Here is a 24082-nt window from a genome sequence, read left to right on the forward strand (position 1 = left end):
GCGTGGCACACGTCGGCCCAGGTCGGCCGGATTTCGTCGTCGTCCCGGGCCCGAGGTCGCGTGGCCCGGCCGGCCGGTCGGGCGCCGTCGCGCCCTCCCTCCCGGGCGCCGCCCGACGGGCGAGCGCTAACATCGTCGGCACGATGAAGAGCACCTCCCGATATCGGTGGAGCACCTCGTGGTAGGCGACTGGGTCATGGTCGCGCTCGGGGTGCTCCTCACCGCAGGTACCGCCGTCTTCGTGGCCAGCGAGTTCTCCCTGGTCACCCTCGACCCCGCCGTCCTCCCCGCCGGGGACGACGCCGACCAGGAGGGCGACAGACGCGGCTCCCCGCCGTCGGGCGGGACGGGCGGCCCCGACCGCCGCGACCGCAGCGTCCGGGCCGGGCTCAAGCACCTGTCGACCGAGCTCTCCTCGGCGCAGGTCGGCATCACCCTCACCACCATCCTCCTCGGGTACACCGCGCAGCCGGCGCTCCTCTCGCTCTTCGGGGAGGCCCTGAGCTCGACGCCGCTCGGCCGCGCGGCCTCCGCGGTCCTCGCGGGCGTCCTCGCGCTGCTCGTCGTGAACTTCGTCTCGATGCTCTTCGGCGAGCTCATCCCGAAGAACTTCGCGCTCAGCGCCCCCTACGCCACCGCGCGGCAGGTCGTGCCCGTGCAGCGGCAGTTCACCAAGCTGTTCCGGCCGGTCATCGCCGTGCTCAACGGCTCGGCGAACGCGATCCTGCGCCGCGTCGGGGTCGAGCCGCGCGAGGAGCTGTCGGGCGCGCGCTCGGCGTCCGAGCTCGCCGCGCTCGTGCGCCGCTCCGCCCAGGAGGGCACGCTCGACGTCTCCGTCGCGACCCTCCTCACCAACTCGATCGAGCTCGACGAGCTGAGCGCCGTCGACGTCATGACCGACCGCATGCGCATGGTCGTCGTGGACCGCGACGCGACGGCCGCGGACGTCGTCGACGCCGCCCGCCGGACCGGACACTCGCGGTTCCCCGTCATCGGCGAGGACCGCGACGACGTCGTCGGCCTCGTCCACCTGCGCCGCGCCGTCGCCGTGCCGTACGGCCGGAGGCACGAGGTCCCGGCGGCGGCCCTCATGGCCGACGCCCCGCGCGTGCCCGAGACGGTGCGGCTCGGCCCGCTCCTCGTCGAGCTCCGCGGCTTCGGTCTCCAGATGGCGGTCGTCGTCGACGAGTACGGCGGCACCTCGGGCGTCGTCACGCTCGAGGACGTCGTCGAGGAGCTCGTGGGCGACGTCGCGGACGAGCACGACCCCCGGCGCTCCGGCGCGGCCCGCCGCGCGGACGGCTCGTGGCTCGTGCCCGGCGTCATGCGGCCCGACGAGCTCACCGAGGTCACGGGGCTCCGTGTCCCGGAGGACGGCGCCTACGAGACGCTCGGCGGACTCGTCATGGCCCGCCTGGGCCGGGTGCCCGAGCCGGGCGACGAGGTCGCCGCAGGCGCGGGCCGGCACCGCGTGGTGCTGCGCGTGGAGGCGATGGAGGGGCGGCGCGTCGAGCGGCTCTCGGTCCGCGCGACGCCGACGGAGGGAGACGCATGAGCTCGACCACGGCACTGCTCGTCGCACTCCTCCTGCTCGCCGGCAACGCGTTCTTCGTCGGCGCCGAGTTCGCGGTGATCTCCGCGCGCCGCTCGGCGATCGAGCCGCTCGCCGCGCAGGGCAACCGGCGCGCCCAGACGGTCCTGTGGGCGATGGAGCACGTGTCGCTCATGCTCGCGTGCGCCCAGCTCGGCGTGACGGTGTGCTCGACCGGCCTGGGCGTCGTCGCGGAGCCCGCCATCGCGCACCTCATCGAGGACCCGTTGCACGCGCTCGGCGTGAGCACCGCGCTCGCGCACCCGATCGCGTTCGTCGTGGCGCTCGCGATCGTCGTCTACCTGCACGTGGTGCTGGGCGAGATGGTCCCGAAGAACCTCGCGGTCTCCGGTCCGGAGACGGCCGTCATGTGGTTCGGCCCGCCGCTCGTGTGGATCGGCCGCGTGCTGCGCCCCGTCATCGTCGCGCTCAACTGGCTCGCGAACCACGCGGTGCGCGCCACGGGCGTCGAGCCGAAGGACGAGGTGGCGTCGGCGTTCACCGCCGAGGAGGTGCAGTCCATCGTCGAGCACTCCCAGGCCGAGGGCGTGCTGCGCGACGAGCAGGGGCTGCTCTCGGGAGCCATCGAGTTCTCCGAGCGCACCGCGCAGGACGTCATGGTGCCCGTCGCGGACCTCGTCACCGTGACGGATGGCTGCACGCCCGACGAGGTCGAGCGCCTCGTCGCGAAGACCGGCTTCTCCCGGTTCGCCGTCGCGGACGTCACGGGCGACCTCGTGGGCTACCTGCACGTCAAGGACGTCCTCTACGCGGACGAGACGACGCGCGAGGCCCCCGTCCCGTCGTGGCGCGTGCGGGCGCTCGCGGCCGCCGCGCCCGACGACGAGGTGGAGGACGCGCTGCGCGCCATGCAGCGCTCGGGGGCGCACCTGGCGCGCGTCGACGGTCCGGAGGGCGGGGGCGCGCTCGGGGTCGTCTTCCTCGAGGACATCCTCGAGGAGCTCGTCGGCGAGGTGCGCGACGCGATGCAGCGTCGGCCGTAGGCCGGCGGCCCGGTCGGCGCAGGGTTCCCCGAGGACGCTCCGCCGAGGCCCTGAGCAGGGGACTTGGCATCGCCGGAGCCCTTCGTTACTGTTCCGTGATTGATCGGTCATCGGTGGCTCGGAGCCACCCCGACGACGTGAGAGGCAGGTGGCGGGTGGAGTCGCAGAACGGCGCACCCGCCCTCGACTCACGACGGGCCCGACGCGAGGCGGAGCAGGGCTCCCGGCGTCGTCGCCCCCAGGCACAGGTCTCCAGCCAGCACCGCTGGGTGCCGCGCGTCGCCGTCCTCGGGACGCTCGCCGCCGCGACCATCGCGATGCCGCTCTCCGCGGGCGCCGACGACGCGCTCGGCACCGGCTCGCCCTTCGAGCCGGACACCCGCCCCGTCGGCCCGAGCGCACTCGACCTCGCGACCGCCGCCCCGACGGCGCCCGCCGTCTCCCCGAGCGTCGCCGCCGCCCCCCGCGTCGAGGTGCGCCGCGAGGCGGCCTCCCGCTCCGCCGCGCGCGACCCGCTGCCGGGCTGCGACCCGACCGTGAAGCCCGAGGGCACGAACGGCAACCTCGACGAGCACGCCCTGTGCGAGCTGTGGCAGGCCGACGAGCACCTGCGGCCCGACGCGGCCGTCGCTCTCTCCGCGATGAACGAGGCGTTCCGGGCGACCTTCGGCCGGGACCTCTGCCTCGTGTCGTCGTACCGCACGCTCTCGACGCAGGTCTCGCTCAAGTCCTCCCGCGGCGCCTTCGCGGCGCCCCCCGGCTGGTCCATGCACGGGTGGGGGCTCGCGATCGACCTCTGCTCCGTCGAGACCGGCTCGCGCGAGGTCTACGCGTGGATCAACCAGAACGGCGCCACGTACGGCTGGGCCAACCCCGCGTGGGCCAAGCGCGGCGGCAGCGGCGCCTATGAGCCCTGGCACTTCGAGTTCGTCCAGGGCGTCGAGGAGATCCAGAACTCCTGACGCGCCTCCGGCCGGTCGCCCCGCGCGCGGCCGTGCCGCGCCGTATCGTCGGACCGTGGCCGACCTGCTCCTCGCCGCGGTCGTCCTGCGCCGCCCCGAGCACGCGCTCGCCGCGCAGGTGCTGAGCCTCGCCGTGAGCGGCCTCGTCCGCGTGGAGCCGACGGCGCCCGGCGAGCCCCCCGTCCTCGTCCTCCTCGACGCGTCGCCCGCCTCCGAGCGCGAGCACCTCGCGCTGTCGACCCTCTTCGGCGAGACGGCGGGCGAGGGTGCCCGCGTCGCGCTCGACCCCGCCGACGACGCCCTGCGCCTCCGCGTGCACGACGCCGCCCGCCGGGTCGTGCGCAGCGCGCGCCACGACGGCTACCTGGAGGCGGGACGGGCACGCCGGCTCACGGAGAAGGGCGACGCGGTGCGGGCCGACCTCGTCGCGCTGGAGGACGCCGTCGAGCGCGAGGTCGCGGAGGCGCGTGCGCACGACCGGGCACGGGAGCACGTGTCGCCCGGCGCGCTGCCGTGGGCCGTCCTGTTCGGGCACGAGCCCGGGTGGGTGCCGGTCGACGGGCGCACGGTCCGGTTCGACGTCGCCGCGGTGTGCGCGGCGGCGGACGCGCTGCGCTGACCGGGTCGGGGGACCGCCGCCGGGCGCGGCCGCGCGGCGGCTACGGGCCGGAGAGCCGCTCGTTGCGGCCGAAGTCCCGGAGGAACCGCGGGCCGGACGCGGCGAGCTCGGCCTCGAACTCCTCGCGCCACGCGCCGTAGGGGCGGCCCGCGAGGGCGTCGTTGGAGAACCGGGGGTCGTCCGTGAGCTCGGTGACGCAGAACGCGGGGATCTGCAGGTCCGTGACGGGACCGGTGCGCTCGCACTCCGCGACGACGAGCGGGTGGTTCGCCCCGCCGAACACGTCGACGACCCAGCCGTCGGCCCCGACCCACACGGAGTACCGCGTCTTGACGACGCGCGCACCGCCGCGGCGGATCATCTGGACGCCGACCGCCACGTCGACCTCGCGCTCCGCCTCGTAGCGCGTGCCGCCGGCCATCGGGCCCTTGACGGTGAGCGTGCACAGGTCGACGGCGGGTGCGTAGCGGTCGAGGAGCCGGACCGGGTCGGTCGTGGCGTCCATCGTCGCGTCGACCGTGGGCACCTTGGCGCGCAGCCGCAGCGCGTAGCCCTCGTCGGCCAGGTAGTAGCTCTGCACGATGAGGGCGGGCGCGTCGCGCAGGTCCTCGGGCAGCTCGCGCACGAGGAACCGGCGCTCGAACTCGAAGTCCCCGTAGCCGCCGTCGGTCATGGCCCCACCGTAGCGGGAGCGCGGGGGTCGTGGCGGGACCTCGTGCGTGGGCCGGAGACGGCGCGAGCCCGGCCGCGCGAGGCGGGCCGGGCTCGTGAAGCGGTGCGGGTGCCCTCGATAGGATTCGAACCTACGACCTTCTGCTCCGGAGGCAGACGCTCTATCCACTGAGCTACGAGGGCGAGCGCCGACGGTGACCGCCGACGCGATGCACGAGACTACCAGCCCGCGCGGGGTGCGCCGACCTCCGGGCCCACCTCCGGCCCGACCCCTGGGCCGACCCCCGAGCCGACTGCGCGCCAGCCCGGCGCCGACCCGGCGCCGACCCGGTGAAATCCCGCGACGGACGGTGCCCGCGCCTCGGTAGAATCGCCCGGTGACCCCCGACGAGCTCTCCGAAGCGCTGAGCGCTGCCCTGGCCGCCGCCGTCGCCGACGGCACCCTCGACCTGGACCCGACCGCGGTCCCCGAGCGCGTCCACGTGGAGCGACCCCGGCAGCGCGAGCACGGCGACTGGGCCACGAACGTCGCGCTGCAGCTCGCCAAGAAGGCGGGCACGACGCCGCGCGCGCTCGCCGAGGACCTCGCGCGCCGCCTCGCCGCGCACCCGGGCATCAAGGCCGTGGACGTCGCGGGCCCCGGCTTCCTCAACATCACCCTCGACGCGGCCGCCGCGGGCGAGCTCGCGCGCACCATCGTCGAGGCCGGCCCGGCGTACGGGCGCGGCGACTCCGAGGCGGGCAAGAAGGTCAACCTCGAGTTCGTCTCCGCGAACCCGACCGGGCCCATCCACATCGGCGGGGTCCGCTGGGCCGCCGTCGGCGACTCGCTCGCGCGCGTGCTCGAGGCGAGCGGCGCGACCGTGACGCGGGAGTATTACTTCAACGACCACGGCGCGCAGATCGACCGCTTCGCGCGCTCGCTCCTCGCGCGCTCGCGCGGCCAGGAGGCACCGGAGGACGGGTACGGCGGCGAGTACATCACCGAGATCGCGGACGCGGTCGTCGCGGACGCCGTCGCCGCGGGCGACCCCGACCCGCGCACGCTCCCGGACGCGGAGGCGCAGGAGGTGTTCCGCGCGCGCGGCGTCGAGCGCATGTTCGGCGAGATCAAGGCGTCGCTGCACGACTTCGGCGTCGACTTCGACGTGTACTTCCACGAGGACTCGCTGCACGAGTCGGGCGCCGTCGAGCGGGCGGTCGAGCGCCTGCGCGGGTCCGGGCACATGTTCGAGAAGGACGGCGCGACCTGGCTGCGCACGACCGACTTCGGCGACGACAAGGACCGCGTCGTCATCAAGTCCGACGGCGACGCCGCGTACATCGCGGGCGACATCGCCTACTACCTCGACAAGCGCGAGCGCGGCTTCGACGAGGTCATCATCATGCTCGGCGCCGACCACCACGGGTACGTCGGCCGCATGATGGCGGTCTGCGCGGCCTTCGGCGACACGCCGGGCAAGAACCTCCAGCTGCTCATCGGGCAGATGGTCAACCTCGTCAAGGACGGCCAGCCGGTGCGCATGTCCAAGCGTGCCGGGACGGTCGTGACGCTGGAGGACCTGGTGGACGCCGTCGGTGTCGACGCCGCGCGCTACTCGCTCGCGCGCTCGTCCGCGGACCAGAACATCGACCTCGACCTCGACCTGCTCGCGCGGGCGACGAACGAGAACCCCGTCTACTACGTGCAGTACGCGCACTCGCGCACCGCGGCGGTGGACCGCAACGCGGCCGACCGCGGCGTCTCGCGCGCCGACGGGTTCGAGCCCGCGCTCCTCGACCACCCGAGCGAGGCGGCGCTCGTCGGGCGCCTCACCGAGTTCCCGCGCATCGTCGCCCAGGCGGCGGAGCTGCGCGAGCCGCACCGTGTGGCGCGCTACCTCGAGGCCCTGGCCGGCGACTACCACACGTGGTACCAGCAGAAGTCGCAGCGCGTCCTGCCGTACCCGGACGAGGAGGTCACGGACACGCACCGCACGCGCCTGTGGCTCAACGACGCGGTGCGCCAGGTCCTCGCCAACGGCCTGGGGCTGCTCGGCGTGACCGCGCCGGAGCGCATGTGAGCACGAGCCTGCCGGGTCACCCCGGCGAGCCGTGGTCGCGCGGCGTGCGGCGCCGGGACGACGGCGTCGTCGAGGTCGCGGGCGTCGACGTCCGCACGCTCGCGGCCGAGCACGGGACGCCCGCGTACGTGCTCGACGAGGCGGACTTCCGCGCCCGGGCGCGCGCGTACCGCACGGCGTTCGAGACGGCGTTCCGCGCCGTCGGGTCGGACGTCGACGTCTACTACGCGGGCAAGGCGCTGCTCACCGTGGCCGTCGCGCGCTGGGCGCGCGAGGAGGGCCTGCGCGTCGACACCGCGAGCGGGGGAGAGCTCGCCGTCGCGCTGCGCGCCGGCGTCCCCGGTCCCGAGATCGGCCTGCACGGCAACAACAAGTCCGACGCCGAGATCGAGCGGGCGCTCGACGAGGGCGTGGGCCGGATCATCGTCGACTCGCTCGTCGAGGTCGAGAGGGTCGCACGTCTCGCGGGGGAGCGCGGCGTCGTCGCGCCCGTCATGGTCCGCGTGACGACGGGCGTCCACGCGGGCGGGCACGAGTACATCTCGACCGCGCACGAGGACCAGAAGTTCGGGCTGTCGATCGCGGCGCCGCTCCCCGCGGACGGCAGCGCCCCCGGCGACTCCCCGGCGATGGCCGCGCTGCTCGACGTCGTCGCGCGCCCCGAGCTGCACCTGCTCGGGATCCACTCGCACATCGGCTCCCAGATCCTCGACCCCTCGGGCTTCGAGGTCGCGGCGCGCGCCGTGCTGGAGCTGCGGGCGCGGCTCGCCGACCGCTCGGGCGTGCTCGTCGACGAGGTCGACATCGGCGGCGGCTACGGCATCGCGTACCTCCCGGGCGACGTCGCGCTCGACCCGGAGCGCGTCGCGAAGGACGTCGCGCGCGCGGTCGAGGCGGTGGCTGCGGAGCTCGGCACGCCGCTGCCGCGGTTCTCGATCGAGCCGGGGCGCGCGATCGTCGGGCCGGCCGGCCTCACGCTCTACACGGTCGGCACCGTGAAGCCCGTGACCCTCGACGACGGGCGCGTGCGCACGTACGTGTCGGTGGACGGCGGCATGAGCGACAACATCCGCCCCGCGCTCTACGCGGCGCAGTACCACGCGGAGGTCGTCGGGCGGGCGTCCGAGGCCGGGCCCGTGCTCGCGCGCGTCGTGGGCAAGCACTGCGAGAGCGGCGACATCGTCGTGCACGAGGTGCGGCTCCCCGGCGACGTGCGGGCGGGCGACCTGCTCGCGGTGCCCGCCACGGGGGCGTACGGCCGCTCGATGGCGTCGAACTACAACCTGCTGACGCGTCCGCCCGTGGTCGCCGTGCACGACGGCGCGAGCCGCGTGCTCGTGCGGCGCGAGACCGTCGAGGACCTGCTCGCGCTCGACGAGGGCTGACCCCACCGGGGTCGTGCCCGCCGGTCGGCATCCGACCTGTGGGCACGCCCCGGGCGGGCGGACCCGTCGCCGTATCCTGTGCCTGCGGCTCCCGAGCCACCCGGGCACGACCCGGGCCGTGCGCGGTGCCGCACCCGTCCTGACCACCCGAGGAAGGTCCGTCGTGCCGTCTGCCGCCGAGTCCCACCCGCCCCTGCGCGTCGCCCTGCTGGGGTGCGGCGTCGTCGGCACCCAGGTCGCGCGGCTGCTCACGGAGCAGGCCGACGACCTCGCGTCCCGGGTCGGGGCGCCCCTGGAGCTCGTCGGGATCGCGGTCCGCGACGCGTCCGCGCCGCGCGACGCCGTGGTGGACCGGTCGCTGCTCACGGAGGACGCGGCGGCCCTCGTCGAGCGCGCCGACATCGTCGTCGAGGTGATGGGCGGCACCGAGCCCGCGCGGTCGCTGCTGCTGCGCGCGATCGAGGCGGGCGCCGCCGTCGTGACGGCGAACAAGGCGCTGCTCGCGGAGGACGGCCCCACGCTCTACAAGGCGGCCGACGCGGCCGGGGTGGACATCTACTTCGAGGCCGCCGTCGCGGGCGCGATCCCCATCGTCCGCCCGGTGCGCGAGTCGCTCGCGGGCGACCGCGTGCGGCGCGTGCTCGGCATCGTCAACGGGACGACCAACTACGTGCTCGACCAGATGGCCTCGACGGGAAGGGGCCTCGACGAGGCCGTCCGCGAGGCGCAGGACCTCGGCTATGCGGAGGCGGACCCGACGGCGGACGTCGAGGGGTACGACGCCGCGGCCAAGGCGGCGATCCTCGCGAGCCTCGCGTTCCACACGCGCGTGTCCCTCGACGACGTCGCGCGCGAGGGCATCCTGGCCATCACGGCCGACGACGTCGCGTGGGCCGCGCAGACGGGCCACGTCATCAAGCTGCTCGCCATCGCCGAGCGGCGCGACGCCACCGGCGCCGAGGCGGGCGTGTCCGTGCGCGTGCACCCCGCGCTCGTGCCGACCTCGCACCCGCTCGCGAACGTGCGCGGCTCGTTCAACGCGGTGTTCGTCGAGGCGGAGTCCGCGGGCGAGCTCATGTTCTACGGGCGCGGCGCGGGTGGCGCCCCGACGGCGTCCGCCGTCCTGGGCGACGTCGTCTCCGCCGCCCGCCACCGCGTGCTCGGGGGCAAGGGACCACAGGAGTCCACGTACGCCGAGCTCCCGATCCTCCCGGCGAGCGCCGCGGTCACGCGCTACCAGGTGCGCCTCGACGTCGAGGACCGCCCGGGCGTGCTCGCGCAGGTCGCGCACGCGCTCGCCGAGCACGGCGTGTCCATCGAGGCGGTCCGCCAGCCGACGGCGCGCGGCGGGGCCGACGTCGCCGAGCCCGGCGTCGCGGAGCTCCTCATCACCACGCACGCGGCGCCGGAGTCGGCGCTGTCGGCCACCGTCGCGGCGGTCGCCGAGCTCGAGCCCGTCCGCACGATCACGTCCGTCCTGAGAGTCGAGGGAGCCTGATGGCCCACGAGATGGCCCACCAGTGGCAAGGCATCATCGCCGAGTACCGTGACCGGCTGCCCGCGCACGTGTCCGAGCGGATCGTCACGCTCGGCGAGGGCGGCACGCCGCTCGTCGAGGCGCCGGCCCTGTCGGCGCGCACGGGGGCCCAGGTCTTCGTCAAGGTCGAGGGCATGAACCCGACGGGGTCGTTCAAGGACCGCGGTATGACGACGGCGATCTCCGCGGCCGCCGGGCGCGGCGCGCAGGCGGTCGTGTGCGCGTCCACAGGCAACACGTCGGCGTCGGCGGCCGCGTACGCGGTGCGCGCGGGGATGACGTGCGCGGTGCTCGTCCCGGACGGCAAGATCGCGATGGGCAAGCTGAGCCAGGCGATCGCGCACGGCGCGCGGCTGCTCCAGGTCGACGGCAACTTCGACGACTGCCTCGTCGCGGCGCGCAAGCTCGCCGAGGCCTACCCGGTCGAGCTCGTGAACTCGGTCAACCCCGACCGCATCGAGGGCCAGAAGACGGGCGCGTTCGAGATCGTCGACGCGCTCGGCGACGCCCCGGACATCCACGCGCTGCCCGTCGGCAACGCGGGCAACATCACCGCGTACTGGAAGGGCTTCCGCGAGTACGCGGGGCAGGGCGCCGCGGGGCACGCGGGGGAGGGCCTGCCGGCCGTCGCGACGCGCACGCCGCAGATGTGGGGCTTCCAGGCGGCGGGCGCCGCACCGATCGTCGCGGGCCACCCGATCACGGAGCCCGAGACCGTCGCGACCGCCATCCGCATCGGCAACCCCGCGTCGTGGGCGCTCGCCGAGGCCGCGCGCGACGAGTCGGGCGGCGTCATCGAGGCCGTCTCCGACGAGCAGATCCTCGCGGCGCACCGCGTCCTGTCGAGCGAGGTCGGCGTGTTCGTCGAGCCCGCGTCGGCCGCCGGCGTCGCCGGGATCCTCGCGCGCGCCGAGCGCGGGCTCGTGCCCGCCGACGCGCGGATCGTCGTCACGGTCACGGGGCACGGGCTCAAGGACCCGCAGTGGGCGCTGCGCACGCTCGACGGCACCGAGGTCCAGCCGACGCGCGTGACCGCCGACGTCGTGTCCATCGCCGACGCCCTCGGGCTCGACTGATGCAGCTCGGCGCGGACCACGTACGGGTGCGCGTCCCCGCGACGAGCGCGAACCTCGGCCCCGGCTTCGACGCGCTGGGCCTCGCGCTCGCGCTCCACGACGTGCTCGAGGTGCGCGCGCTCGCGAGCGACGACGTCGTGGTCGACGTCGAGGGCGAGGGGGCGGGGGAGGTGCCGGGCGACGCGTCGCACCTGGTGGTGCGCGCCCTGCGGGCCGCGCTCGACGTGGCGGGTGCGCCGCAGACGGGCCTGCACCTGACGTGCGTCAACCGCGTCCCGCACGGGCGGGGCCTCGGCTCGTCCGCCGCGGCCGTCGTCGCGGGCATCGTCGCGGCGCGCGCGCTCGTCGCCGACCCGTCGGTCCTCGACGACGACGTCGCGCTCGGCCTCGCGACCGCGATCGAGGGGCACCCCGACAACGCGGCGCCCGCGCTGCTCGGCGGCGCGACCGTCGCGTGGGAGAGCGGGACGCCAGGTGCCGGGGCGCGTGCCGTCCGGCTCGACGTGCACCCCGACCTGCGGGCGACGGTGCTGGTCCCCTCGGCACGGCTCGCGACGAGCCGCGCGCGCGGGGTGCTCCCCGCGCAGGTGCCGCACGCCGACGCGGCGTTCAACGCGGGGCGGTCGGCCCTGCTGGTCGAGGCTCTCACGCGGCGCCCCGACCTGCTGCTCGACGCGACCGACGACCGGCTCCACCAGGGGTACCGCGCCGGCGTCATGCCGACGACGTCCGAGCTCGTCCGCGCGTTGCGGGCGCGAGGGCTCGCGGCGACGGTGTCGGGTGCCGGTCCTACCGTCCTCGTCCTGTCCGGGGCGGAGCGCCTCGACGAGGTCGCGGGCGTCGCGGACGAGCTCGTCGGGGGGAGCGCGGACTGGTCGGTCCGCCGCCTCGACGTCGACACGCGCGGGGTCGTGGCCGAACGGCTCTGACCGCTGTCCTGCCGGTGCTAGGATGGTCTCAGCCTTCGGTCACGCTCTCGCATCAGCAGTCGAGCGTTCTCCAGCGCGGAAGTGCCGCGACAGAGCCCGTCCGAGAGAAGGCAATCCAGCCCGCGTCAGATGACGTCGTCGTACCACTGACGCGTGGTGACACCTGCGCACCGGCCGTCACGGCCGGGCGTCGACCACCCGCGGTCCGCCCTCTGAGAGACGGACGCAAACGAGGGGGAAGGGTCCTTCGTGACAGACACCATCGACACCGCCACGAGCAGCGCGACCGGTTCGGCCGCTGCCGGCGGTACCGCCCGGAACGGCGCGCTCTCCACCCTGCGCCTCCCGGAGCTGCAGGCGCTCGCCTCGCAGCTCGGGGTCAAGGGCACGTCCAAGATGCGCAAGGGCGATCTCGTGGACGTCATCCGCGCCCGCACCGGCGAGCAGGGCGCCTCCGAGCGCCCCGCCGCGTCGCGGCGCGACACGGACGCGGCGCCCGCCGCGTCGCGTGAGACGAACGAGGCGCCCGTCGCCTCGGGGCGCGGCCGCAGCCGCCGCGCCGAGCGGCCCGCCGCGAGCCCCGCGGCCGGCACCGACTCCTCGGCGGCGCGCCAGGACGCGCCGTCGGCCGCGAGCCGCGAGGAGCGCACCGCCGCTCCCGTGCTCGACCTCCCGGTGCGCGCCGACGAGCAGCGCACGGAGCAGCGTGGCGAGCGCCGCGACGGCCGCCGCGACGCGCGGTCGGAGGCCGCCGCGGCGGTCGCCGAGGCGCTCGGCGAGGGCGTGCGCACGCGGGACACCGCGAACGAGTCGCCCGACGAGCGCGCCGCGCGCGCCGCCGCCGCCGTCGGTCTCGTCACGGGCGAGCGCGGCTCGCGCCGTGCGGGCCGGGGTGCCGGCGCACCGCGCACGGGCGAGGGCGACGGCGACGCGCCGCGCGGCGACCGTCAGCGCGACCAGCAGGGCGGCGAGCGCCAGCGCGAGCAGCAGCCGGAGAAGCAGTCCGGCCAGCAGCCCGGTCAGCAGACCCGTGGCGAGCGCCAGGGCGACCGTCGCGACGACCGTCAGCTCCTGGACGACGAGCGCGGCGGGCGCCGTCGTCGGGGCCGCGACCGGGGCCGCGACCGCGACCGCAAGCGTGGCCGCAACCGCCAGGGACCGGACCTCTCGGGCCTCGACGACATCGAGGTCAACGAGGACGACGTGCTGCTCCCCGTCGCGGGCATCCTCGACATCCTCGACAACTACGCGTTCGTCCGGACGAGCGGCTACCTGCCGGGCCAGAACGACGTCTACGTGTCGCTGGGCCAGGTGAAGAAGGCCGGGCTGCGCCGCGGCGACGCCGTCACGGGCGCCGTGCGCCAGCCGCGCGAGGGCGAGAACCAGGGCAACACCGCGCGCCAGAAGTTCAACGCGCTCGTCCGCCTCGACACGGTCAACGGCATGTCGCCCGAGGCGGCGCGCGAGCGTCCGGAGTTCAACCGGCTCACGCCGCTGTACCCGCAGGAGCGCCTGCGCCTCGAGAACTCCGAGGCCACGCGCCTCACCCCGCGCGTCATCGACATCGTCGCGCCGATCGGCAAGGGCCAGCGCGGTCTCATCGTCGCGCCGCCCAAGGCCGGCAAGACGATCATCATGCAGCAGATCGCCAACGCGATCGCCGCGAACAACCCCGAGGTCCACCTCATGGTGGTGCTCGTGGACGAGCGACCCGAAGAGGTCACGGACATGGAGCGGACGGTCCGCGGCGAGGTCATCGCCTCGACGTTCGACCGCCCCGCGTCGGACCACACGATCGTCGCCGAGCTCGCGATCGAGCGCGCGAAGCGCCTGGTCGAGCTCGGCCAGGACGTCGTGGTGCTCCTCGACTCGCTCACCCGCCTGTCGCGCGCGTACAACCTCGCGGCACCGGCCTCGGGCCGCATCCTGTCCGGTGGTGTGGACGCGTCCGCGCTCTACCCGCCCAAGCGGTTCTTCGGCGCGGCGCGCAACATCGAGAACGGCGGCTCCCTGACGATCCTCGCCTCGGCGCTCGTGGAGACGGGCTCGAAGATGGACGAGGTCATCTTCGAGGAGTTCAAGGGCACGGGGAACATGGAGCTCCGCCTGTCCCGCAACCTCGCGGACAAGCGCATCTTCCCGGCCGTGGACGTCAACGCGTCCGGCACGCGCCGCGAGGAGATCCTCATGTCGCAGGACGAGCTGAAGATCATCTACAAGCTCCGCCGCGTCATGGGCGCCCTCGACCAGCAGCAGGCGATCGAGCTGCTGCTCGGCCAGCTCAAGAAGACGCAGACGAACGTCGAGTTCCTGCTGCACGTCCAGAAGACGACGCCCGGCGGGCTGGCCGACGACGACAACGTCGGCCGCACGATCTGACGCGTCGCCCGGTCACCGACGGCGGGTGGCCCCGGGAAGTTCTCGGGGCCCCCGCGCGTTCTGGCACAATGGTTCGTCGGCCTGCGCTCGTCAGGCCGCTTGTCGCCGGTTCACAGGCGCGGTAGCCGCACCTGACCCGGAGACGTCACCCCAAGGAGAAAACCGTGAAGTCTGGTATCCACCCCGAGTACGTCGTCACCGAGGTGACGTGCACCTGCGGGAACACGTTCGTGACGCGCAGCACCGAGACGTCGGGCAAGATCAGCTCCGACGTGTGCAGCGCCTGCCACCCGTTCTACACGGGCAAGCAGAAGATCCTCGACACCGGTGGTCGCGTGGCCCGCTTCCAGGCGCGCTACGGCAAGAAGGACGCCGGCAAGTAGCAGCACCGCAGCGCCGGTGGTCCGAGCCCGACAACCTCTCCAGGGGCAGTCGGTGCGCTCGGACCACCGGCGCTGTCGCGTTGTCGGGGTCGGCCGGACCGGCCGGCCCCGCGACGCGCCCGCGTGCGACCGCACGCCCGGCGCCGCCGCGCCGGGCCGCGACCGCCGTCCCGCACCGCCGTACCGTCCGAGGAGCCGTCCGTGACCGAGTCGTTCGCCGCCGTCGAGCCGTTGCTGGCCGAGCACGCCGAGATCGAGGCGCAGCTCGCCGACCCGGCGGTCCACGCCGACGCGGGCCGCGCCCGCACGCTCGGGCGCCGCTACGCCGAGCTCAACCAGGTCGTGGGCGCCTACCGCGCGTGGCGCGAGGCGAGCGACGACGCCGAGGCAGCGGCCGAGCTCGCCGCGCTGGGCGGCGACGACGGCGACGCGTTCGCCGCGGAGCTCCCGGGCCTGCGCGCGACCGAGGAGGAGGCGCGCGAGCGCCTGCGCCGCGTGCTCGTCCCGCGCGACCCCGACGACGGCCGCGACGTCATCCTCGAGATCAAGGCGGGCGAGGGCGGCGAGGAGTCGGCGCTGTTCGCCGGCGACCTGCTGCGCATGTACCTGCGGTACGCCGAGCGCCGCGGCTGGAAGACGGAGGTCCTGGAGTCGACCGACTCCGACCTCGGCGGCTACAAGGACGTCCAGGTCGCGGTGAAGGCGCGCAGCACGCCGTCCGACCCGGCCGAGGGCGTCTGGGCCAACCTCAAGTACGAGGGCGGCGTGCACCGCGTCCAGCGCGTGCCCGTGACCGAGTCGCAGGGCCGCATCCACACGTCCGCCGCCGGTGTCCTCGTGTTCCCCGAGGTCGAGGACGCGGGCGAGGTCGAGATCGACCCGAACGACCTGCGGGTCGACGTCTACCGCTCGTCGGGCCCGGGCGGGCAGTCCGTCAACACGACGGACTCCGCGGTGCGCATCACGCACCTGCCGACGGGGATCGTCGTGTCCATGCAGAACGAGAAGTCCCAGCTCCAGAACCGGGAGCAGGCGATGCGCGTGCTGCGCGCGCGCCTGCTCGCCGCGCAGCAGGAGGCGGCCGCCGCGGAGGCGGCGGACCTGCGGCGCTCCCAGGTGCGGACCGTCGACCGCTCCGAGCGCATCCGCACGTACAACTTCCCGGAGAACCGCATCGCGGACCACCGCACCGGGTACAAGGCGTACAACCTCGACCAGGTGCTCGACGGCGACCTCGACCCCGTCGTGCGCTCGGCCGTGGAGGCGGACGAGGCGGCCCGGCTCGCGGCCGCGGGCGAGGCCTGAGATGCGCGACGCGCGCTCCGGGTCGCCCGTGCCGGTCGAGCCGTCCGTGCCCGCGGAGGCGGCGGTGACCGCCGGGACCGCGGTCCCGGCCGCGCTCACCGTGGACGACCTCCGGCGCGCCGTGCGGGCCGCCGAGGGGATCCTCGCGGAGGCCGGCGTCCCGTCCGCGCGCCACGACGCGGAGGCCCTCGCGGCCTGGAGCCTCGGACTGCCGCGCCTCGAGTGGTACCGGCTGCCCGCGGGCGACGCCCCGCTCGGCCCGGCGCTGCCCGCGGGCGCGACCGACCGCTTCCTCGCCGACTACGCGGAGGCGGTGGAGCGCCGGCGCGGACGCGAGCCGCTCCAGCGCATCGTCGGGCACACGGTCTTCCGGCACGTCACGGTCGAGGTGCTCGACGACGTGTTCGTGCCCCGCCCGGAGACGGAGACGGTCGCGCAGGTCGCGATCGACGAGGCGGCACGGCTCCGCGGCGACCCGGAGCGCGCGGACCGGCCGCCGCTCGTCGTGGACCTGTGCTGCGGGTCGGGCGTCATCGGGATCAGCGTCGACGTCGAGGTGCCGGGCTCGCGGGTCGTCGCGGTCGACCTCTCGCCCGAGGCCGTCCGGGCGACGACGGCGAACGCCGCGCGCGTGGGGTCGGGCACCCAGCGCACGCTCGTCGGCGACGTGGGCGACCCCGCGCTCCTCGCCGAGCTCGACGGGACGGTCGACGTCGTCGTGTCGAACCCGCCGTACATCCCGCCGGACGCGGTGCCGGTCGACCCGGAGGTCCGCGACCACGACCCCGACCTGGCGCTCTACGGGCGCGGCGCCGACGGCCTGGAGGTGCCGCGCGCCGTCGTGCGCGCCGCCGCGCGCCTGCTGCGGCCCGGCGGCCTGCTCGTCATGGAGCACGCGGAGGTGCAGGCCGCCGACGTGCGGGCCGCCGCCGGTGCCGCGGACGCGTTCGTCGAGGTGCGCACGCTGACGGACCTCACGGGCCGCGACCGCATGGTCGTGGCACGCCGAGCCGGTGCTGCCGGTGACCCAGGGTCCCCGCACGGGCGTGGAAGGATGGACCCGTGAGCTCCGTCCACCCCGTGACCGACCCGAACACCTGGGGCGCCGGCATCGACGAGGCGGTCAACGCGATCTCCCGCGGTGGCCTCGTCGTGCTGCCCACCGACACCGTCTACGGCATCGGTGCCGATGCCTTCGACGCCGAGGCGGTGTCCGCGCTGCTCGCCGCGAAGGGCCGCGGCCGGCACATGCCGCCGCCGGTCCTCGTCCCGGACGCGCGCACGCTCGACGGCCTCGCCACCGACGTGCCCGACGACGCCCGCCGCCTCGTCGAGGCGTTCTGGCCCGGCGGGTTCACCATCATCCTGCGGGCCCAGCCGTCGCTCGCATGGGACCTCGGCGAGACCCACGGCACGGTCGCGCTCCGCATGCCCGACCACCCGGCCGCGCTCGCGCTCCTGCGCCGCACCGGGCCCCTCGCCGTGTCGTCCGCGAACGCGACGGGCCGCCCCGCGGCGCTGCACGTCGACGACGCGCGCGCGCAGCTCGGCAGCGCCGTCGGCGTCTACCTCGACGGCGGGACGGCACCCGGGGGAGTGGCGTCCACGATCGTCGACGCGACGTCCGGCGCGCTGCGCGTCGTGCGGCAGGGCGCCGTGACGCTCGAGCGGCTGCGCGAGGTCGCGCCCGTCCTCGGCCCCGACGACGAGCCGGCCGCCGAGCCGGGCGTCGAGCCGGGCGTCGAGGCCGCCCGGGAGGAGCCGGCGTCCGCGCCCACCGACGCCCTGGCCGACGCGTCCGCCGAGACCCGAGGCTCCGGCGACGCCGGGGAGCCGGAGGCGAACGGCGGGTGAGGGTCTACCTGCTCGTGATGCTCGTCGCCGCGGCGGTGACGTTCCTCGCGACACCCTTCGCGCGCTGGGTCGCGCTGCGCACGGGCGCCATCACGGCGGTGCGCGACCGCGACGTCCACACGATCCCGACCCCCCGGCTCGGCGGCCTCGCGATGCTGCTGGGGCTGGTCGTGGCGGTCGTCTTCGCGTCGCAGATGCCCTTCCTCGAGAGCGTGTTCGTCGGCGAGGTCGCGGGGCGGATGGTCGCCGACGCCCGGATCTGGGGGATCGTCGGGGCGGCGGCGATCGTCTGCCTCCTCGGCATCGCCGACGACATCTGGGACCTCGACTGGATGACCAAGCTCGCGGGCCAGGTGCTCGCGGCCGGGCTCATGGCGAGCCAGGGCGTCGTGCTGTTCACGCTGCCCATCCCCATCGGGGAGCAGCAGCTCATCTGGTCCTCGCGCCTCCAGCTCGTCGCGACGATCCTCGTGGTCGTGGTGGCCATGAACGCCGTGAACTTCGTGGACGGCCTCGACGGGCTCGCTGCCGGCCTCGTCGCGATCGGGGGCGCCGCGTTCTTCCTCTACTCGTACGTGCTCACGCAGAAGGCGAGCGCCGACGACTACTCGAGCCTCGCGACCCTCGTCATCGCGGCCCTCGTCGGCATCTGCGTCGGGTTCCTGCCGCACAACTTCCATCCCGCCCGGATCTTCATGGGGGACTCGGGCTCGATGGTCCTCGGCCTCGTGTTCTCCGCCGCGGCGATCGTCGTGACGGGGCGCGTCGACACGGCCACGCTCTCCGGCGCCCAGCAGATCCCGGCGTTCATCCCGCTCCTCCTGCCGCTCGCGGTGATCCTCCTGCCGCTGCTCGACATGGTCATGGCGGTCGTGCGCCGCGTCGCGCGCGGCAAGTCCCCGTTCCACCCGGACCGCATGCACCTGCACCACCGGATGCTCGCGATCGGGCACTCGCACCGGCGCGCCGTGCTCATCCTCTACGTCTGGACGGCCGTGTTCGCGTTCGCCGCCGTCGCGCTGGTCCAGTGGCACTGGCACGGCGTCGCCGCGGGCCTCGCGGCGGCCGTCGTGGCCGCGGCGCTCCTCACGCTCGGACCGTTGCGCACGCGCGGGCGGTTCCTCGACGACGACGCCGCCGCGGCGGTCGACGTCCCGCCGGTCCTCGCGCCCCCTGCCTCCTCCGCGCCCGGGTCGACAGACCCGGCCGCGCCGTCCGCCGTCCCCACCCCGCCGAAGGAAGCCCTGAGATGACGACGAGCCAGCCCGAGCCCGCCCGCCCGGACGACCGACCGGACGCCAGGTCGGAGGGCACGTCGGACGGCAGGTCGGACGGTACGGCGACCGACGTCCCCGTCGAGCAGACGATCGGCGCGCACGGCCGCGCGGTGCGTGCGGTGTTCCGCACCGCGCTGCGCGACGTGCTGGTGCTGCTGGGGGCGCTGACGGTGCTCGGCGTCGCCGTCGGCGCGCTCGTCGCCGGGCTGCCGGGGGTCTGGGGCGCGCTCCTGGGCGTGGGCGTCGCGCTCGTCTTCTCCGCGACCACGGTCTGGACGATGCTGCGCACCGTCGACGCGAGCCCGACCACGACGGCCGCGGTCGTCATGGCGAGCTGGCTCGGCAAGATGGTGGTGCTCGTCGCGGTCCTCGTCGTCCTGCGGGGCATGGACTTCTACGACCGGTGGGTGTTCGCCGGGGTCCTGCTCGTCGGGGTGATGGGCTCCGCCGCGCTCGACTACCGGGCCGTGAGCAGGGGACGGATCCCCTACGTCGACCCAGCGGCGCGCTGACGTACCACCGGCGGGCGGCCGACGTACCACGAGGTCGCCGCGCCGGGGGAGGGACCCTCGTCCCGCAGCATGAGCAAAATGTCACAAGCGGCCGGGAACGGCGAGAGCACGCGGATCCATACGTTAGGCTACTGGCGAATCCATGACGGCCAGGTCCGACGGCGTGCCCACCCACGGGTGACGGCTGCCCGGACCACACGACCATTGGGAGTCCACCCTGTCCACGCTTGCGACCCCCGTGCTCCTCGCTGCATCCGAGAGCGAAGGTGGCTTCCACGCGCCGTCCATCGCCGACTTCTTCCCGCCGGCGATCCTCTTCGAGGGCACCATCTTCCAGATCGACCGGATCTGGATCGTCCGGATCGTGGCCACGATCGTCCTCCTCGCGATCTTCGTCGTCGCCGCGCGCCGGGCGCGCCTGGTCCCCGGGCGCTTCCAGAACGCGATCGAGATGATGCTGGACTTCGTCCGGGTCCAGATCGTCGAGGAGATCATGGGCAAGGAGCACGCCAAGCGCTTCGTCCCGATGATCACGACGATCTTCTTCGCGGTCCTCGCCTTCAACCTCACGGGCATCATCCCCGGCCTCAACATGGCGGGGACCGCCCGCATGGGCCTGCCCTTCCTGCTCGCGCTGTGGGTGCTCGTCACCTACTGGGCCGTGGGCATCAAGGCGCACGGCCTCGGCGGCTACCTCAAGAACAGCCTCTTCCCCCCGGGGATCCCGGCGCCGATCTACCTGATCGTCACCCCGATCGAGCTGCTCCAGATCCTCATCATCCGGCCGGCCTCGCTCGCCATCCGTCTCGTCGCCAACATGGTCGCCGGCCACATCATGCTGGTCCTGTGCTTCGCCGCGACGCAGTACTTCGTGTTCGAGGCGGTCCCCGCGATGAAGGCCTTCGGCGTCCTGACGCTCGCCGGCGGGCTGATCTTCACGCTCTTCGAGCTCCTCGTCGCGGCCCTGCAGGCCTACATCTTCGCGCTCCTCGCGTCGGTGTACCTCAACATCGCGCTCGAAGAGGAGCACTGACCCGAGGCCGCACCGCGCGCCCCGACCGACCCTCTCCCACCACGCACCACTCAATGTGACGCCCGGCCGACCGGTCGGGCGCCCAACGGAAGGAACGAGCACACGTGGACGTCACCACCCTCGCCGAGGTCTCCGGCAGCATCAACACGATCGGCTACGGCATCGCCGCGATCGGCCCGGGCATCGGCCTCGGCATCCTCATCGGCAAGACCGTCGAGGGCATGGCCCGCCAGCCTGAGGTCGCCGGCCAGCTCCGCGCCACCATGTTCCTCGGTGTCGCGTTCGTCGAGCTGCTCGCGCTGCTCGGGCTCGTCGCCGGCTTCCTCTTCCAGTGATGACGGCGCTGGCTGACGCCGCGCTGACCCTCGCGGCGGAGACCGGCGAGGAGCCGGCAGGCATCGACCTGTTCCTCCCCGCCGGCTACGACATCCTGTGGTCGGCCGTCGTCCTCGTCATCATCGCGGTCGTCTTCTACAAGGCGGTCCTGCCGAAGTTCCAGGCGGTCCTGGACGAGCGCACCGCGAAGATCGAGGGCGGTCTGGCCAAGGCGGAGTCCGCCCAGGCCGAGGCCGCGGCGGCGCTGGCGGAGTACCACCAGCAGCTCCAGGAGGCACGCACCGAGGCGGCGAAGATCCGTGAGGAGGCGCGCGCCGAGGGTTCGGCCATCGTCTCCGACCTGCGGGCCAAGGCGTCCGACGACGCCGCGCGCATCGTCGAGACGGCGCACCGCCAGATCGAGGCCGAGCGCCAGCAGGCCGCGGTCTCGCTGCGCAACGACGTCGGTCTGCTCGCGACGGAGCTCGCCTCCAAGATCGTGGGCGAGTCGCTCGCCGACTCGGCACGCCAGAGCCGCGTCGTCGACCGCTTCCTCGACGAGCTCGAGGCCGCGGGTCCCGCGGCGGCGAGCGCGGCGGGCACCGGTCCCGGCACCGAGGAGCGCTGATGCGCGGAACGAGCGGCGAGTCCCTGACGCAGGCGCGGGACCGGTTCGAGCCGGTCCTGCGCTCGGCGGGCGAGAGCGCGCTCGCGCTCGGCGAGCAGCTCTTCGCGGTCACGGCGGCGCTCGACGAGTCGGCGCCGCTGCGGCGCTCGCTCGCGGACCCGTCGCGCTCCGGTGCGGACAAGGCCGGGCTCGTCACGGCCGTCCTCGCGTCGGGCTTCGACGAGCGCGTCGTCGACCTCATGGCCGGGCTCGTCCGGTCGCGGTGGTCGCGCGAGAGCGACCTCGCGGACGCGACCGAGCGTCTCGGCCTGGAGGCGGTCCTCGCGTCCGCCCAGGCGCGCGGTGCGCTCGAGCAGGTCGAGGACGAGCTCTTCCGGACGTCGCGCGCGCTCGTCGGGCAGCGCGAGGCACGGCAGATCCTCTCCGACGACACGATCGCCCCCGAGCGTCGCGCCGCGTTCGTGCACGCGCTGCTCGGCGGGAAGGCCGACCGTGCGACCGAGGTCCTCGCGGTCCACGCGACGCGCGCGCTGCGCGGGCGCCGGTTCGTCCCGACGCTGGGCTGGATCGGTGAGGTCGCGGCCGAGCGTCGGCAGCGCCTCGTCGCCTCCGTGACGTCGGCGACGGTGCTCACGCAGGCACAGCTCGACCGGCTCTCGACGCTGCTCGAGCGGGCCTACGGGCGCGCCGTGCAGCTCAACGTCACGGTCGACCCCGCCGTCCTCGGCGGGATGCGCGTCCAGGTCGGTGCCGACGTCGTGGACTCCACGGTGCTGTCCCGGCTGGCCGACGCACGCCGACGTCTCGTGAGCTGAAGAAGCCCACCCTTCCGACCGACGACCGTCCTGCCGGCCACCGGCCGCACAACCGACAAACGTTCGACCGCACCCGAACCACGAGGTGCGGCCACGACAGGAGAAGAGCAATGGCTGAGCTGACGATCCGGCCGGAGGAGATCCGGGCCGCTCTGGACAGCTTCGTGAAGTCCTACGAGCCCGAGGGTGCCGTGTCCGAGGAGGTGGGCCGGGTCACCCTGGCCGCCGACGGCATCGCCCAGGTCGAGGGTCTCCCGGGCGCGATGGCCAACGAGCTGCTGCGCTTCGAGGACGGGACCCTCGGTCTCGCCCTCAACCTCGACGTCCGCGAGATCGGTGTCGTCGTGCTCGGCGAGTTCACCGGCATCGAGGAGGGGCAGGAGGTCCGTCGCACGGGCGAGGTCCTCTCCGTCCCGGTCGGTGACGGCTACCTCGGTCGCGTCGTCGACCCGCTGGGCAACCCGATCGACGGCCTCGGCGAGGTCGCGACGGAGGGCCGCCGCGCCCTCGAGCTCCAGGCGCCCGGCGTCATGGCGCGCAAGTCGGTCCACGAGCCCCTCCAGACGGGCCTCAAGGCGATCGACTCGATGATCCCGATCGGCCGCGGTCAGCGTCAGCTGATCATCGGTGACCGCCAGACGGGCAAGACGGCGATCGCGATCGACACGATCATCAACCAGAAGGCGAACTGGGAGTCGGGCGACCCGACGAAGCAGGTCCGCTGCATCTACGTCGCCATCGGCCAGAAGGGCTCGACGATCGCGTCGGTCCGCGGCGCCCTCGAGGAGGCCGGCGCGCTCGAGTACACGACGATCGTCGCGGCCCCGGCGTCCGACCCGGCGGGCTTCAAGTACCTCGCCCCGTACACCGGCTCGGCCATCGGCCAGCACTGGATGTACGGCGGCAAGCACGTCCTCATCGTGTTCGACGACCTGTCGAAGCAGGCCGAGGCGTACCGCGCCGTGTCGCTGCTGCTGCGCCGCCCGCCGGGCCGCGAGGCGTACCCCGGTGACGTCTTCTACCTGCACTCCCGCCTCCTCGAGCGTTGCGCGAAGCTCTCGGACGAGCTCGGCGCGGGCTCGATGACGGGTCTGCCGGTCATCGAGACGAAGGCGAACGACGTCTCGGCGTACATCCCGACGAACGTCATCTCCATCACGGACGGGCAGATCTTCCTCCAGTCCGACCTCTTCAACGCGGACCAGCGTCCGGCCGTCGACGTCGGCATCTCGGTGTCCCGCGTCGGTGGTGACGCCCAGGTCAAGGCGATGAAGAAGGTCTCGGGCACGCTGAAGCTCGAGCTCGCGCAGTACCGCTCGCTCGAGGCGTTCGCGATGTTCGCGTCCGACCTCGACGCGGCGTCGCGCGGCCAGCTCCAGCGTGGTGCGGTCCTCATGGAGCTGCTCAAGCAGGGCCAGTACTCCCCGTTCCCGGTCGAGGAGCAGGTCGCGTCGATCTGGGCCGGCACCAAGGGCAAGCTCGACGACGTCCCGGTCGAGGACGTGCGCCGCTTCGAGTCCGAGATGCTCGACCACCTGCGTCGCAACACGGACGTCTTCTCGACGATCGTCGAGACGGGCAAGCTCGAGGACGCGACCGAGGCGCAGCTCTCGGAGGCGGTCGACGCCTTCCGTGCCGGCTTCCTCAAGGGTGACGGCACGCCGCTCGTCGGCGGCGACACCGAGGACGAGACCGAGACGGAGATCGAGCAGGAGCAGATCGTCCGGCAGAAGAGGGCCTGAG

The 24082-nt window shown here is 74.3% G+C and carries 22 protein-coding genes and 1 tRNA gene; 21 read left to right on the forward strand and 2 right to left on the reverse strand.

Annotated elements, in window-relative coordinates:
* Window positions 1-178 precede the first annotated feature (178 nt).
* The 4 genes from AC3WT4_RS11130 (at window position 179) to AC3WT4_RS11145 (ending at window position 4176) form a co-directional block, all read left to right on the forward strand.
* Window positions 179-1555: a hemolysin family protein gene (locus tag AC3WT4_RS11130; RefSeq protein ID WP_074808371.1), complete on the forward strand. Its 1377-nt coding sequence runs from the start codon at window positions 179-181 to the stop codon at window positions 1553-1555.
* Window positions 1552-2595, forward strand: coding sequence for a hemolysin family protein (locus AC3WT4_RS11135; RefSeq protein WP_492315454.1), 1044 nt, complete (start codon window positions 1552-1554; stop codon window positions 2593-2595). Before AC3WT4_RS11130 ends, AC3WT4_RS11135 begins: the two co-directional genes overlap by 4 nt.
* A gap of 155 nt (window positions 2596-2750) precedes the next feature.
* Window positions 2751-3557: a M15 family metallopeptidase gene (locus AC3WT4_RS11140; protein WP_108051409.1), complete on the forward strand. Its 807-nt coding sequence runs from the start codon at window positions 2751-2753 to the stop codon at window positions 3555-3557.
* Between the two features lie 55 nt (window positions 3558-3612).
* Window positions 3613-4176, forward strand: a complete 564-nt coding sequence (locus tag AC3WT4_RS11145) for a hypothetical protein (protein ID WP_061269454.1) — start codon at window positions 3613-3615, stop codon at window positions 4174-4176.
* 40 nt (window positions 4177-4216) lie between these two features.
* Here AC3WT4_RS11145 and AC3WT4_RS11150 read toward each other — a convergent pair whose 3' ends face one another.
* Both AC3WT4_RS11150 and AC3WT4_RS11155 read right to left on the reverse strand, forming a co-directional pair.
* Window positions 4217-4849: a CYTH domain-containing protein gene (locus tag AC3WT4_RS11150; RefSeq protein ID WP_492315455.1), complete on the reverse strand. Its 633-nt coding sequence runs from the start codon at window positions 4847-4849 to the stop codon at window positions 4217-4219.
* Window positions 4850-4958: 109 nt separating this feature from the next.
* A tRNA-Arg gene (locus AC3WT4_RS11155) sits at window positions 4959-5031 on the reverse strand.
* Between the two features lie 194 nt (window positions 5032-5225).
* On the opposite strand from AC3WT4_RS11155, the gene argS reads away from it, so the two are divergent.
* The 17 genes from argS to atpA all read left to right on the forward strand — a co-directional run bounded on the left by argS (window position 5226) and on the right by atpA (window position 24081).
* The gene (argS, locus tag AC3WT4_RS11160) at window positions 5226-6911 is read left to right on the forward strand and encodes an arginine--tRNA ligase (RefSeq protein ID WP_074807555.1); all 1686 of its coding nucleotides are present in this window, start codon (window positions 5226-5228) and stop codon (window positions 6909-6911) included.
* Window positions 6908-8296, forward strand: coding sequence for a diaminopimelate decarboxylase (lysA, locus tag AC3WT4_RS11165; RefSeq protein ID WP_492315456.1), 1389 nt, complete (start codon window positions 6908-6910; stop codon window positions 8294-8296). Before argS ends, lysA begins: the two co-directional genes overlap by 4 nt.
* 163 nt (window positions 8297-8459) lie before the next feature.
* Window positions 8460-9794, forward strand: a complete 1335-nt coding sequence (locus tag AC3WT4_RS11170) for a homoserine dehydrogenase (RefSeq protein WP_492315457.1) — start codon at window positions 8460-8462, stop codon at window positions 9792-9794.
* An 11-nt stretch (window positions 9795-9805) separates the two neighbouring features.
* A complete protein-coding gene (thrC, locus tag AC3WT4_RS11175) occupies window positions 9806-10909 on the forward strand; it encodes a threonine synthase (RefSeq protein WP_108051413.1) in 1104 nt (367 codons plus the stop codon).
* Window positions 10909-11838: a homoserine kinase gene (gene thrB / locus AC3WT4_RS11180; RefSeq protein ID WP_074807545.1), complete on the forward strand. Its 930-nt coding sequence runs from the start codon at window positions 10909-10911 to the stop codon at window positions 11836-11838. Before thrC ends, thrB begins: the two co-directional genes overlap by 1 nt.
* 249 nt (window positions 11839-12087) lie before the next feature.
* Window positions 12088-14217, forward strand: coding sequence for a transcription termination factor Rho (gene rho, locus AC3WT4_RS11185; protein ID WP_492315458.1), 2130 nt, complete (start codon window positions 12088-12090; stop codon window positions 14215-14217).
* Between the two features lie 164 nt (window positions 14218-14381).
* A complete protein-coding gene (rpmE, locus tag AC3WT4_RS11190) occupies window positions 14382-14600 on the forward strand; it encodes a 50S ribosomal protein L31 (protein ID WP_074807541.1) in 219 nt (72 codons plus the stop codon).
* Between the two features lie 201 nt (window positions 14601-14801).
* Window positions 14802-15905 carry a peptide chain release factor 1 gene (gene prfA, locus AC3WT4_RS11195; protein ID WP_074807538.1) on the forward strand — a complete coding sequence of 368 codons (1104 nt, stop codon included), beginning with the start codon at window positions 14802-14804 and terminating at the stop codon, window positions 15903-15905.
* 1 nt (window position 15906) lies between these two features.
* Window positions 15907-16971, forward strand: coding sequence for a peptide chain release factor N(5)-glutamine methyltransferase (gene prmC, locus AC3WT4_RS11200; protein ID WP_492315459.1), 1065 nt, complete (start codon window positions 15907-15909; stop codon window positions 16969-16971).
* Window positions 16968-17759, forward strand: a complete 792-nt coding sequence (locus AC3WT4_RS11205) for an L-threonylcarbamoyladenylate synthase (RefSeq protein ID WP_492315460.1) — start codon at window positions 16968-16970, stop codon at window positions 17757-17759. Before prmC ends, AC3WT4_RS11205 begins: the two co-directional genes overlap by 4 nt.
* Window positions 17756-19012 (forward strand): glycosyltransferase family 4 protein, encoded by a 1257-nt coding sequence (locus tag AC3WT4_RS11210; protein WP_108051038.1) that lies wholly within the window; start codon window positions 17756-17758, stop codon window positions 19010-19012. The genes AC3WT4_RS11205 and AC3WT4_RS11210 overlap by 4 nt, the downstream gene beginning before the upstream one ends.
* Window positions 19009-19548, forward strand: coding sequence for a Cg1360 family ATP-synthase-associated protein (locus tag AC3WT4_RS11215; protein ID WP_257417175.1), 540 nt, complete (start codon window positions 19009-19011; stop codon window positions 19546-19548). The genes AC3WT4_RS11210 and AC3WT4_RS11215 overlap by 4 nt, the downstream gene beginning before the upstream one ends.
* Window positions 19549-19786: 238 nt before the next feature.
* Complete coding sequence (atpB, locus tag AC3WT4_RS11220; protein ID WP_021482770.1) at window positions 19787-20581, forward strand: F0F1 ATP synthase subunit A; 795 nt, start codon at window positions 19787-19789, stop codon at window positions 20579-20581.
* Between the two features lie 104 nt (window positions 20582-20685).
* A complete protein-coding gene (locus AC3WT4_RS11225) occupies window positions 20686-20916 on the forward strand; it encodes an ATP synthase F0 subunit C (RefSeq protein WP_021482769.1) in 231 nt (76 codons plus the stop codon).
* Window positions 20916-21524, forward strand: a complete 609-nt coding sequence (locus AC3WT4_RS11230) for a F0F1 ATP synthase subunit B (RefSeq protein WP_034653505.1) — start codon at window positions 20916-20918, stop codon at window positions 21522-21524. Before AC3WT4_RS11225 ends, AC3WT4_RS11230 begins: the two co-directional genes overlap by 1 nt.
* Window positions 21524-22339 carry a F0F1 ATP synthase subunit delta gene (locus AC3WT4_RS11235; RefSeq protein ID WP_074807531.1) on the forward strand — a complete coding sequence of 272 codons (816 nt, stop codon included), beginning with the start codon at window positions 21524-21526 and terminating at the stop codon, window positions 22337-22339. Before AC3WT4_RS11230 ends, AC3WT4_RS11235 begins: the two co-directional genes overlap by 1 nt.
* A 110-nt stretch (window positions 22340-22449) precedes the next feature.
* Window positions 22450-24081 (forward strand): F0F1 ATP synthase subunit alpha, encoded by a 1632-nt coding sequence (gene atpA / locus AC3WT4_RS11240; protein WP_034653508.1) that lies wholly within the window; start codon window positions 22450-22452, stop codon window positions 24079-24081.
* The last annotated feature ends 1 nt before the right edge of the window (window position 24082 follow it).

It is taken from the genome of Cellulosimicrobium sp. EB106-03-01-XG111, assembly GCF_058792115.1.